This window comes from Aeromicrobium yanjiei, assembly GCF_009649075.1.
GTDB classification, from domain to species: domain Bacteria; phylum Actinomycetota; class Actinomycetes; order Propionibacteriales; family Nocardioidaceae; genus Aeromicrobium; species Aeromicrobium yanjiei.
The window spans coordinates 1036268-1048879 of the sequence record NZ_CP045737.1 but is presented as its reverse complement, the minus strand read 5'-3'; the positions used below and the strand labels follow the sequence as shown (position 1 = coordinate 1048879).

Annotated in this window: 10 protein-coding genes; 6 read left to right on the top strand and 4 right to left on the bottom strand. The window is 69.0% G+C overall.

What is annotated here, in order from left to right:
* Window positions 1-44: 44 nt before the first annotated feature.
* The 4 genes from GEV26_RS05330 to GEV26_RS05315 are packed head-to-tail and all read left to right on the top strand — an operon-like array spanning window position 45 to window position 4311.
* A complete protein-coding gene (locus tag GEV26_RS05330; RefSeq protein WP_153652097.1) occupies window positions 45-1358 on the top strand; it encodes an extracellular solute-binding protein in 1314 nt (437 codons plus the stop codon).
* On the top strand, window positions 1355-2296 hold the full coding sequence (locus tag GEV26_RS05325) for a carbohydrate ABC transporter permease (protein ID WP_243838941.1): 942 nt from the start codon (window positions 1355-1357) through the stop codon (window positions 2294-2296). Before GEV26_RS05330 ends, GEV26_RS05325 begins: the two co-directional genes overlap by 4 nt.
* 1 nt (window position 2297) lies before the next feature.
* On the top strand, window positions 2298-3143 hold the full coding sequence (locus tag GEV26_RS05320) for a carbohydrate ABC transporter permease (RefSeq protein ID WP_153652096.1): 846 nt from the start codon (window positions 2298-2300) through the stop codon (window positions 3141-3143).
* Window positions 3144-3147: 4 nt separating this feature from the next.
* On the top strand, window positions 3148-4311 hold the full coding sequence (locus GEV26_RS05315; RefSeq protein WP_153652095.1) for an ABC transporter ATP-binding protein: 1164 nt from the start codon (window positions 3148-3150) through the stop codon (window positions 4309-4311).
* Between the two features lie 145 nt (window positions 4312-4456).
* On the opposite strand, the gene GEV26_RS05310 is transcribed toward GEV26_RS05315, so the two are convergent.
* The 4 genes from GEV26_RS05310 to GEV26_RS05295 are packed head-to-tail and all read right to left on the bottom strand — an operon-like array spanning window position 4457 to window position 7663.
* Window positions 4457-5311, bottom strand: a complete 855-nt coding sequence (locus tag GEV26_RS05310) for a ParB N-terminal domain-containing protein (protein WP_153652094.1) — start codon at window positions 5309-5311, stop codon at window positions 4457-4459.
* Window positions 5311-5943, bottom strand: coding sequence for a metallophosphoesterase family protein (locus tag GEV26_RS05305; RefSeq protein WP_153652093.1), 633 nt, complete (start codon window positions 5941-5943; stop codon window positions 5311-5313). The genes GEV26_RS05310 and GEV26_RS05305 overlap by 1 nt, the downstream gene beginning before the upstream one ends.
* A 41-nt stretch (window positions 5944-5984) precedes the next feature.
* Entirely contained in the window at window positions 5985-6320 is a 336-nt protein-coding gene (locus tag GEV26_RS05300; RefSeq protein ID WP_153654979.1) for a DUF4233 domain-containing protein, read from the bottom strand.
* 5 nt (window positions 6321-6325) lie between these two features.
* Complete coding sequence (locus tag GEV26_RS05295; protein ID WP_153652092.1) at window positions 6326-7663, bottom strand: bifunctional folylpolyglutamate synthase/dihydrofolate synthase; 1338 nt, start codon at window positions 7661-7663, stop codon at window positions 6326-6328.
* A gap of 128 nt (window positions 7664-7791) precedes the next feature.
* Here GEV26_RS05295 and GEV26_RS05290 point away from each other — a divergent pair, with 128 nt between their 5' ends.
* Entirely contained in the window at window positions 7792-9912 is a 2121-nt protein-coding gene (locus tag GEV26_RS05290; protein WP_153652091.1) for an MMPL family transporter, read from the top strand.
* Window positions 9913-9923: 11 nt separating this feature from the next.
* Complete coding sequence (gene valS, locus GEV26_RS05285) at window positions 9924-12527, top strand: valine--tRNA ligase (protein ID WP_243838940.1); 2604 nt, start codon at window positions 9924-9926, stop codon at window positions 12525-12527.
* Window positions 12528-12612: the final 85 nt, after the last annotated feature.

Genomic DNA, 12612 nt, shown 5'->3' with positions numbered 1-12612 from the left:
ATCCGCATCACGCCGCGGACCCGGGCTCGGCGTAAGGGGAGCACATGAAGGTACGACCAATCCGCAGACTCGTCACCGGCGTCGCCGTGGCGGCGTTGTCGATGAGCATGCTGGCCGCCTGTGGCGGCGACAGCGGCAAACCGACGCTCAACTGGTACATCAACCCCGACGGCCAGGAGACGCTGACGGCGATCGCCGAGCGCTGCAGCACCGACGAGTACGACATCGAGATCCAGCTCCTGCCGTCCAGCGCGACCGACCAGCGCACGCAGCTGGCCCGTCGCCTCGCTGCCGAGGACAGCTCGACCGACCTGATGAGCCTCGACCCCGTGTTCATCCCGGAGTTCGCGAACGCCAACTGGCTCGCGCCGTTCGAGGGCGAGCTCGCGGACCAGGTCGTCGACGACGACGTCCTCAAGGGCCCGGCCGAGATCGTCCAGTGGGAGGACCAGGTCGTCGCGGCACCGCAGTGGTCCAACACCCAGGTGCTCTGGTACCGCAAGTCGCTCGCGGAGGCGGCCGGGCTCGACATGAGCCAGCCGGTGACCTGGGACCAGATCATCGACGCCGCCGCCGACCACGACGGCACGATCGGTGTCCAGGCCAGCAAGTACGAGGCCTACGTCGTGTGGATCAACTCGCTGATCCAGGGTGCCGGCGGCAACATCCTGGACCCCTCGACGGTGGAGGACGGGCGGGACGCGAAGGTCACGATCGACTCCGAGGCCGGCAAGGCCGCGGCCGCCGTGATCGAGAAGCTCGCCAAGTCGACCGCCAAGCAGCCCGACTTCACGACGTCCAACGAGGGCACGAGCCTCGGCGCGATGTTCCCCGAGCAGGGCGCCGGCGAGTTCATGACCAACTGGACCTTCGTCTACAAGAACTACGAGGGCCTGATCGGCAAGCCCGGCGGACCCAAGGACGAGGCACAGTTCGAGGACCTCGGCTGGGCCCGCTACCCCGAGACGGTCGAGGGCGAGGAGTCACGACCTCCCCTCGGCGGCATTGCGATCGGCGTCGGCGCCTACACCAAGCACCGCGACTTCGCCCAGCAGGCTGCGATGTGCGTCACCGACGCCGACGCCCAGGTCGCCCTCGGGGTCAACAACGGCTTCATGCCGTCACGCGGATCCGTGTACGACTCCGAAGAGCTCAAGAAGGCATTCCCGCCGGATCTGCTCACCCTGTTCAGCCAGAGCATCGACTCGGCCGGCACCCGGCCCAAGAGCGCGTTCTACAGCCAGATCTCGAGCGCCCTGCAGTCCCGCTGGCACTCACCCAGCTCGGTCGGCGCCGGCACGCCCAAGAAGTCCGCAGACTTCCTCAACCAGATCCTGAAGGGGGAGGCCCTGCTGTGACCACCTACGTACAGACCGCGGTCGATCCGGCCGAGGACACCAGGCCGCCGGACTCGGACCGCTCGCGGGCCGAGAACTCGCTGGCCCGCAAGCTGGTGGCGCCGGCCCTGGTGCTGATGCTGCTCGTCACGGCGTTCCCGATGCTGCGGGCGCTCTACCTGTCCCTGTTCAACTACTCGCTCACCGATCCCGACGCCCGCGAGTTCGTCGGCCTGGCCAACTACGCCACGGCACTGAGCGACTGGTTGTTCTGGAAAACGACGTTGAACACCGTGGGGATCATGATCATCACGGTGGCCGTCGAGCTCGTGATCGGCTTCGCGTTCGCGATGGTCATGCACAAGGTCATCTTCGCCCGCGGCGTGATCCGCACCTCGATCCTCATCCCCTACGGCGTCATCACGGTCGTCTCGGGCTTCGCGTGGCAGTTCGCGTTCTCCAACACCAACGGATTCGTCAACAGCTGGCTTCCGTTCACGCCGGACGACTTCAACTGGTTCGGCCAGTACTGGTCCTCGATGCTCGCGATCATGGCCTCGGAGATCTGGAAGACGACGCCGTTCATGTCACTGCTGCTCCTGGCGGGGCTGGCCCAGGTGTCCGAGGACATGCTGGAGGCCGCCAAGGTGGACGGTGCCACGTGGTGGCAGCGCCTCTTCAAGGTGATCCTGCCCAACATGCGGGCCGCGATCATGGTCGCCGTGCTGTTCCGCGCCCTCGACGCGTACCGCATCTTCGACAACATCTTCGTCATGACGGCCGGCGCCAACGGCACCGAGTCGATCTCGTTCCTCACCTATCGGCAGGTGATCGAGCAGTTCCAGCTCGGCATCGGCTCGGCACTGTCCGTGCTCCTGTTCCTCTCGGTGCTGGTGGTCGCGTTCGTGATCGTCAAGCTGTTCCGGGTCAACCTCGCCGACGCACGGCAGGAGAGCTGACATGGGCAAGAGCCTGAAGGCCAACCTCGGCACGATCCTCGGCTGCGCGCTGATCCTCATCTGGTGCCTGCTGCCGGTCGCGTGGATCATCTCGCTGTCGTTCAAGTCCCAGGAAGCCGTCAGGGTCGGCAGTCCCGGCTTCTTCCCGTCCTCGGGCGGCGGCGCCGGCTGGTCCAACTACTCCGACGTCCTGCAGGACGGGCAGTTCCGGCAGGCGATCTTCAACTCGATCGGCATCTCGCTCATCGCGACCCTGCTGTCGGTCGTCATCGCGACCCTCGCGGCCTACGCGATCGCCCGCCTGGAGTTCAAGGGCAAGAAGTTCGTGCTCACCACCGCGCTCGTGATCGCGATGTTCCCGGTCGTGTCGCTGGTCGGCCCGCTGTTCGACATGTGGCGCGCGTTCGGCATCTACGACACGTGGCTCGGCCTGATCATCCCCTACATGTCGTTCACGCTGCCACTGGCGATCTGGACCCTCTCCGCGTTCTTCCGCGAGATCCCGTGGGAGATGGAGCAGGCCGCGCAGGTCGACGGCGCCACGTCGTGGCAGGCCTTCCGCAAGGTCATCGTCCCGCTGGCCGCGCCCGGCGTGTTCACCGCAGCGATCCTGACCTTCTTCTTCGCGTGGAACGACTTCGTGTTCGGCATCTCCCTGACGTCGACCGAGCGCGCCCGCCCCATCCCCGCCGCCCTGTCGTTCTTCGTCGGCGATGACCCGTTCAACCGGCCCTCGTCCCTGCTGGCCGCGGGAGCCGTGGTCGCCACGGTCCCCATCGTCGTCCTCGTCCTGTTCTTCCAGCGCAAGATCGTCGCCGGCCTGACCGCCGGCGCAGTGAAGGGTTGATCCCATGGCAGCCATCGAGATGAAGCACATCGTCAAGAAGTACGGAGACGGGTTCCCGGCGGTCAACGACGTCAGCATCGACGTCGCCGACGGCGAGTTCATGATCCTGGTCGGGCCGTCGGGGTGCGGCAAGTCCACGCTCCTGCGCATGATCGTGGGGCTCGAGGACATCACGTCGGGCGACATGATCATCGGCGGCGAGCGGGTCAACGACCTCGCACCGCGCGACCGCAACCTGTCCATGGTGTTCCAGAACTACGCGCTCTACCCGCACCTGACGGTCTACGAGAACATCGCCTTCCCGCTGCGCCTGGCCAAGATGAAGGACAGCGAGGTCGACGAGAAGGTGCGTGCGGCCAGCAAGACCCTCGACCTCGACGAGCACCTCCAGCGCAAGCCCGCCAACCTCTCGGGCGGCCAGCGCCAGCGCGTCGCGATGGGACGGGCGATCGTGCGCGACGCCAGGGCCTTCCTGTTCGACGAGCCGCTGTCCAACCTCGACGCCAAGCTCCGCGGACAGATGCGCACCGAGATCGCCCGTCTGCAGAAGCAGCTCGGCATCACGACCGTCTACGTGACCCACGACCAGACCGAGGCCATGACGCTCGGCGACCGGGTCGCGGTCATGAAGCGCGGCATCCTGCAGCAGCTCGCGACACCGCGCGAGCTCTACGAGCAGCCGGTCAACCTGTTCGTCGCCGGCTTCATCGGCTCCCCGCCGATGAACTTCCTGCCGGCCACGGTCGAGGGCAATGAGATCACGCTCCCGTTCGGCACGTTCCCGCTACCGCCCGCCAAGGCCGAGCGCACCGCGGGCAAGGGCCTGCTCATGGCCGGCATCCGCCCCGAGCACTTCGAGGACGTCTCGGTCCTGCATTCCGACGAGGTCGACACCGCCCGCACCTTCAAGGCGCACATCGACGTCCGCGAGTGGCTCGGTGACCAGCAGTACGCCTACGTCCCCTACGAGGCCGAGGCCAAGGTGCAGGACCAGCTGCGCGAGCTCGCCCGCGAGTCCGACAGCGACTCCCTGCGCACCCAGCTCGTGGTCTCGCTCGACGCCGCCAGCACCGTGCAGGAGGACTCCGACACCACGCTGTTCATCGACACCGACAAGATGCACCTGTTCGACCCCTCGTCGGGCGAGAACCTGACCGTCGGGCTCTAGCCCCCGGCCGCGGATTCCCAGGAGAACCCCGGAACCCGGCACGTCACCCTTGTTGCAACCGGGGTGATGTGCCGGGTTCCGGCGCTCCGGGCGAGCGACTGAAGAATTCGGGGTTCTCCTGGGAATCCGCGGCCAGGGGGATGGGTCAGCGCTTCTTGCGGCCCTTGCCGGCGACGGCCTTGATGACCTCGGCGTTCCACTCGTGCTCGCGGATGAGGCGGTAGCGCTCCTCGGCGACGCGCAGGTACGCCTCTGCGGGCCGCTCGTCGTCGCCGCGCACGCCAGCCTCCTCGATCATCTGCACGACGGGCTGGAACTCCTCGGCGTACCAGCGGGCGGCCATCGTCTCGGGATCCATGTACGCGTGCTCGGCATGCATCGTGCGCGTCGCCCAGGCCTCGACGGCCTCGGCGATGCGGCCGTAGTCCGAGGGCCGGTCGACCGCGACCGACGCGCGCGCCTCGCCCGTGAACGGGACCCGCTGGAGCATCAGCCGTCGCCAGAACTTGAGCTCCAGGCTCGCGCGGGCGTCGATGCCCACGGGCGACAGGAACGTCTCGATCGCGGTCACCCGGGCCTCGATCAGCTCGACGCCGAGGCTGCGCGCCACCGAGACGCGATGGTGTCCGTCGCGGACGAAGTAGTACTCGCCGATCTGGTAGACGTCGATCGGCGGGATCACCTCCCCCGTCCGGCTGGCCCGCGCCAGCCGTTCCCAGCGCTGACGGTTGACCGTCGAGGTCGGACGGAATCGGCGATCGAAGTCGCGTGCCTTGTCGACAGATCCCACGATCGCGTCGAGCGGGATGACCTTGTGCCCCACGTAGTGCTCGGACCGACGGCCGAGGGCGTCCACGACCTCGTCGAACGACATCGACTGCACGGTGTCCTCGGTGTCGTTGCGCAGCCGCGCCGCCAGGGCCGACAGCACCTGGTGGCGACGGGCCCGCATGAAGTCGCTCTCGGCGTCGACCCGCGGGGACCCCGAGCTGCTGACCATCAGGCGCTCCGGCGCGACCGGGTCGAGACCGGCACGACCGAGCGGGGCTCGATCTCGAGGACGTCCCAGGGGATCACGTTGCGGACCGTCGTCCGACCGACCGACCGATCGGCCTTGAGCATCCCGAACGGGTGGACGTGGCCGTGCAGGTGCCACGTGGGCTCGAGCTCGGCGAGGACGCCGTGGAGAGCAGAGATGCCGAGATGGCTGGGATCGGGCTCGTCGCCCAGTCCCAGCGGCGGCGCATGGGTCAGCAGGACGTCGACCGGGCCCGCGCGACGGGCGCTGCGGAGCAGCTGCTTGGCTCGCGCGTCGTACTCCTTCTGGGTGTACTGGTGGGGGCCGGCGTTGTAGCGGACACAGCCCCCGAGGCCCGCGATGCGCAGGCCGCCGACCTCGACGACCCGGCCGTCGGCGTTGACGAATCCCGCCGGTCCGGTGTGGCCGGGGCCCGTCCGGGGGTCGTGGTTGCCGGGCACGAAGACACCGGGCACGTCCAGCGCGGACCGGATCGACACGAGGTAGTCCCACTGCAGGTCGCCGGCGCCGATCACCAGGTCGACGTCGAGGTCTCGCAGACGAGAACGGACCCCGAGGACCTCCTCGTCGGCCACTGCCAGCACCCGCACCATGCCCTCGACAGTAGCGCGGTGCGCCGCCGAGGACACCCCCCTTAGTCCTCCCGCGCTGCCTCCTGCGCCCATCGCGCCTTGTCGGCCTCGATGCGGCGTCCGAGGAAGAACGCGCCGAACCACAGGGCAGCGAACATCAGCCCGACGAAGAACATGATCGGCACGAGGAAGCCCATCGCGATCGCGCCGACCTGGATCGCGTGACCGACCAGGTACGCCTGAGGCCGGCGCAGCGAGCCGGCCACCAGGAGGCACAGGACAGCCAGCCCGATCCCGACGACGAGCGCCCACGTCGTGTCGACGTCCTCGACCGAGATCATCACCGGCACGCTGAGCCCGAGGATGATCGCCTCGAGCGTCAGCATCGCCGCGCACATGCCCCTCACGCGACACCCCCTCCGAGCAGGACGCGCGCCTCGCCGACCGTGACGACCGAGCCTGTCACGAGCACGCCACCGCTGCCGATCGCGTCGTCGTAGCCCTCGGCGGCGTCCGCCTTCTGGATCGCCCGCTCGAGTGCGTCGTCGAGCCGGGAGACCAGGGTCACCCGCTCCTCGCCGAAGATGTCGGCCGCGAGCTCGGCCAGCTCGACCGCCGGCATCGCCCGCGGGGTGCTGTTCTGCGTGCACACGATCTCGGCCATGACCGGCTCGAAGACGCGGAGCATCTCCTCGACGTCCTTGTCGGCCATGACGCCCACGACCCCGATGAGCGGGCTGAACGAGAACGCCTCCTGGACGGCCTCGATCGTCGCGCGGGCGCCGTGGGGGTTGTGCGCCGCGTCGAGCAGCACCGTGGGGCTACGCCGCACGACCTCGAGGCGCCCCGGCGAGGTGACCTGCCTGAACGCGTCGCGGACGAGATCGGCGTCGAGCTGCTTGCTGCCCGTGAAGGCCTCGACGGCCGCGAGGGCGTACGCCGCGTTGTGCGCCTGGTGGGCGCCGTGCAGCGGCAGGAAGATGCCGTCGTACGTGCCCGACAGGCCCTGCAGGTCGATCTGCTGCCCACCGATCGCGGTGACACGTGAGCCGACGCCGAAGTCGGTGCCCTCGTGCAGCGCGACCGAGCCGACGTCCAGCACCCGTCGCATCAGGACGTCCATGACCTCGGGTGCCTGCTCGGCGAGGATCGTGTGCGAGCCGGGCTTGATGATGCCGGCCTTCTCGACCGCGATGATCTCGGGGCGGTCACCGAGATAGGCCGCGTGGTCCACGCCGATCGGGGTGATGACCGCGACCTGACCGTCAGCGACGTTGGTCGCGTCCCACGAGCCACCCATGCCGACCTCGACCACGGCGACGTCGACGGGAGCGTCGGCAAAGGCCGCGAACGCCATCGCGACCATCATCTCGAAGTACGACAGGGGGTGCGCCGACGAGTCGTCGACGATCTGCGCGTACGCCGCGACGTCCGCGAACGCCTCGACGAACAGGGCCTCGGACAGGGGCGCCCCGTCGAGGCTGATGCGCTCAGTCATCGACTGCAGGTGCGGGCTGGTGAAGCGTCCGGTGCGCAGGTCCAGCGCGCGCAGCAGGGTGTCGATCATGCGGCTCGTCGACGTCTTGCCGTTCGTCCCGGTGAGGTGGACCACGGGATAGGCCGCCTGCGGGTCCCCCAGGAGGCGGCACAGGGCGGCGATGCGATCGAGGGAGGGCTCGAGGCGGGTCTCGGGCCAACGGCCGAGGAGCGCGCGCTCGACCTCCGCGTACGTAGGTGTCATCCCGCCCAGTATCGCAGCACCTCGGGGACGGCTCAGGGTCACCACCGATGTTCAAAATGTCACCACACCGCTGCATAGTGGGGAAGATCACATTCGACCATCGTTCGGGGCGGTCCCAAGGAGGGCACATGAACCGGAGCATCGCGGGATGGGTGACGCATCGTTGGGCCAAGTGGGTGGTGATGGCGCTCGGCCTGCTGACGATCTTCGTCCTGGCCTCCCTCGGCGCCAAGCTCACGAGCGTCCAGGACAACGACGCGGCGTCCTGGCTGCCCGGCGACGCCGAGTCCACCAAGGTGATCGAGAGGTCGAAGGCCTTCTCCGACCCCAACGACATCCCGGGCGTCGTGCTCTACGTGCGCGACTCCGGCATCACCCCGGCCGACGTGGCCAAGGCGAAGGCCGACGCGGCCCAGATCAAGGGGGTCGACTCGGTCACCGAGGTGACCGGTCCGATCCCGGCCGACGACGGCAAGGCCCTGCAGGTCCTCGCGACGGTCCGCATGAGCAGCGACGGGTGGGAGGACCTGCCCGACCGGGTCGACGACATCAGGGCGATCGCCGACCGGGATGCCGGCGGCCTCGACGTACGCATCGCCGGTCCCGCGGCGCTCGGCGCGGACCAGGCCGAGTCCTTCGCCGGCATCGACGGCATCCTGCTGCTCGCCGCCGTTGCCATCGTGTTCATCATCCTGCTCGTCACGTATCGCAGCCTGCAGCTGGCGATCCTGTTCCTGCTGTGTGGCGTGGGCGCGGTCTTCAGCGCGCAGGGCCTGGTCTACCTGCTGGCCAAGCACGCCGACCTCACAGTCAATGCGCAGAGTGCGGGCATCCTCAGCGTGCTGGTGCTCGGTGCGGGGGTCGACTACGCGTTGCTGCTCGTGGCCCGGTATCGCGAGGAGCTGCACCACTACGAGGACCGGCACGAGGCGATGGCGCACGCCCTGCACCGCGCGGCCCCGGCGATCCTGGCCAGCGGTGCCACGGTCATCATCGGCCTGCTGTGCCTGCTGTTCGCCCAGATGAACTCGACCAGCAGCCTCGGCCCGGTCGGCGCCGTCGGCATCGCGTGCGCCCTGCTGGTCATGATGCTCCTGCTGCCGGCGCTGCTGGTCATCCTCGGGCGGTGGATCTTCTGGCCGTTCGTGCCCCGCTTCGGCGACCCGGTCAAGAGCGAGACCGGCATCTGGGCGCGGGTCGGCCGACAGATCGCCAAGGCGCCCCGCGCCGTCTGGGTCACCACGACCCTGATCCTGGTCGCCCTGTCGTTCGGCGTCGTCCAGCTCGACGCCAACGGGCTCACCAACGAGCAGCAGTTCACCAAGGAGCAGCCTTCGGTGCTGGCGGAGAGGGAGCTCGCGAAGCACTTCCCGGGCGGCGCCGGCTCCCCCGTCGCCGTCATCGCCGAAGGCTCGAGCGCTGACGCGGTCAAGGACGCACTCTCCGGGGTCGAGGGCATCGACGCGAGCTCGGTCCAGGTCAAGAGCCCGGCCGGCAGCCCCGTCGCCTATCTCGAAGGCACACTGACCTCGGCACCCGACTCCGCCGACGCCTTCGCCACGGTCGATCGGGCGCGGGATGCGGTGCACGACGTCGCGGGCGCCGACGCGCTGGTGGGAGGCAACACCGCGGTGAACAAGGACATCCAGGCCGCCTCCAGCGCCGACAACCGGCTGATCATCCCCATCGTCCTGGTCGTGGTCCTGCTGATCCTGGCCGCGCTGCTGCGCTCGATCGCGGCACCGCTGATCCTGCTCGTGACGGTCGTGGTGTCCTTCGCGGCCGCAATGGGCATCAGCGCCCTGACGTTCCGGCACGTGTTCGGGTTCGAGGGGACCGACTCGTCCTTCCCGCTGTTCGCCTTCGTGTTCCTCGTGGCGCTCGGCATCGACTACAACATCTTCTTGATGACCCGGGTGCGCGAGGAGGCCCTCAAGCACGGCACCCGCAGGGGGGCCCTCATCGGGCTCGCGGCGACAGGCGGGGTGATCACCTCCGCCGGCTTCGTCCTGGCCGGCACGTTCACCGCCCTGGCCACCCTGCCGGTCGTGTTCCTGGCCGAGCTCGGCTTCGCGGTGGCGGTCGGGGTGCTGCTCGACACCATCATCGTCCGGTCGGTGCTGGTCACTGCGCTCAACCTCGACTTCGGGCGGCACATCTGGTGGCCGAGCGCGCTGGGCCGCACCGACGGTCAGGCCCACGAGGAGGTGGACAGGACCAGCACGCCGCGTGAAGCTGCTCGCACCTAGACTTGACTGTTGTGACTAGCGAACTCGGCAAATCTGGCTCTGCGACCGGCGTCCCGGAGAAGCCCGTCCTCGAGGGACTCGAGGCGACGTGGTCGGCGCGGTGGGCCGACGAGGGCACGTACGCCTTCGACCGCACCAAGTCCCGGGAGCAGATCTTCTCGATCGACACCCCTCCCCCGACGGTGTCCGGCTCCCTGCACGTCGGTCACGTCTTCTCCTACACGCACACCGACCTGGTCGCGCGCTATCAGCGCATGCGTGGCAAGGAGGTGTTCTACCCCATGGGGTGGGACGACAACGGACTGCCGACCGAGCGCCGGGTCCAGAACTACTTCGGTGTCCGCTGCGACCCGACCCTGCCCTACGAGCCCGACTTCACGCCGCCGGAGAAGCCCGACGCCAAGCGGCAGATCCCGATCAGCCGCCGCAACTTCATCGAGCTGTGCAATCAGCTGGTCGAGGAGGACGAGAAGGTCTTCGAGCAGCTGTGGCGGACCCTCGGCCTCAGCGTCGACTGGGACCAGAAGTACACGACGATCGGCGACGAGTCGCAGACCGTCTCGCAGCGCGCCTTCCTGCGCAACGTCGCGCGCGGCGAGGCGTACCAGCAGGATGCGCCCACGCTGTGGGACGTGACCTATCAGACCGCCGTCGCCCAGGCCGAGCTCGAGGCGCGCGAGTACCCCGGCGCGTACCACCGGGTCGCGTTCCACGGGGCCGACGGACCCATCTTCATCGAGACGACCCGCCCCGAGCTGATCGGCGCGTGCGTCGCGCTCATCGCCCACCCCGACGACGAGCGCTACCAGCCGCTCTTCGGCTCGACCGTCACCTCTCCCCTGTTCGGCGTCGAGGTCCCCGTGGTCGCCCACGCGTCCGCCGAGCCCGACAAGGGCTCGGGCATCGTCATGTGCTGCACGTTCGGCGACCTGACCGACGTGATCTGGTGGCGTGAGCTGCAGCTGCCCAACCGGACGATCATCGGCCGGGACGGCCGCATCCTGCCCGACGTCCCCGAGTGGATCACCGACGCCGCGGGCCGTGAGCTGTACGCCGAGCTGGCCGGCAAGACCACGTTCACCGCCCGCGAGCTGAGCGTCGCGGCGCTGAAGGAGTCCGGCGATCTCGACGGCGACCCGAAGCCCACGCAGCGCATGGCCAACTTCTACGAGCGCGGCGACAAGCCGCTCGAGATCGTCTCGACCCGCCAGTGGTACATCGCCAACGGCGGGCGCTCGAGCGATCTGCGCGCCCAGCTCGTCGCGCGCGGCGACGAGATCGACTGGGTCCCCGCCTACATGCAGTCCCGGCTGACCAACTGGATCGAGGGCCTCAACGGCGACTGGCTCGTGTCGCGCCAGCGCTTCTTCGGCATCCCGTTCCCGGTCTGGTACCGCCTCGACGAGGCCGGCGAGCCGGTCTACGACGATCCGATCCTCGCCGACGAGGCGAGCCTGCCGGTGGATCCCGCGTCGCAGGCGCCTCCGGGCTTCGAGGACTCCCAGCGCGGTGAGCCCGGTGGGTTCATGGCCGATCCCGACGTGCTCGACACCTGGGCGACGTCCTCGCTCACCCCGCAGATCGTGTGCGGCTGGGAGCGCGACCCCGAGCTGTTCGCCAAGACGTTCCCGATGGACCTGCGCCCCCAGGGTCACGACATCATCCGCACGTGGCTGTTCTCGACGGTCGTGCGCTCGCACCTCGAGCACGGCTGCGTGCCGTGGACCCACACCGCGCTGTCGGGCTTCGTGGTGGACCCCGACCGCAAGAAGATGAGCAAGTCCAAGGGCAATGTCGTCGTCCCCGACGAGATCCTCGACAAGTACGGCGCCGACGCCGTCCGCTGGCGTGCGGCAGGTGCCCGCCCGGGTGCGGACTCGCCGTTCGACGAGGCCCAGATGAAGGTGGGTCGCCGCCTGGCGATGAAGGTGCTCAACGCCAGCAAGTTCGTGCTCGCCCCCGAGGAGCAGTACGGCCTCGGGGCCGACGCCTCGTACCTCGATCCGGCCCGCGTCACCGAGCCGATCGACCTGGCGATGCTGACCCGCCTGCGCGGGGTCGTGGACGAGGCGACTGCGGCCTTCGAGGCGTACGACTACGCGACCGCGCTCGAGGTCACCGAGAAGTTCTTCTGGGACTTCTGCGACGACTACCTCGAGCTGGTCAAGGAGCGCGCCCGTCGTGCCGACGAGGGCGGCGCGTCCGCCAAGAGCGCCTTCGTCCTCGCCCTGTCGGTCCAGCTGCGCCTGCTCGCCCCGTTCCTGCCCTACGTGACCGAGGAGGTCTGGTCGTGGTGGCAGGAGGGGTCGATCCACCGCTCGGTGTGGCCCGACAACGCGACTGACCTGACGACGGCCGAGCAGGACCCCGCGGTCCTGACCGCGGCCGCAGCGGTGCTCGCGGACGTCCGCGGTGCCAAGTCGGTCGCCAAGGTCAGTCAGAAGACCGAGATCGCGGCCCTGACCGTGCGCGCGTCCGCCGCAGATCTCGAGCTGCTCCGGCTCGCCCTCGCCGACGTGCTGGCCGCCGGCCGCGTCACCGCCGACCCGGTCCTGACCGTCGACGACTCGGCCTCGGCCTTCACCGTCGACGCCACTCCCGCCACCACCGACTGATCCTCGCCCGCCCGGGCCGCAGTTTCCCAGGAGAACCTGGGAAACTGCGGCCCGGCGGTGCGTCTGCCACCGTATGCGGCGGATT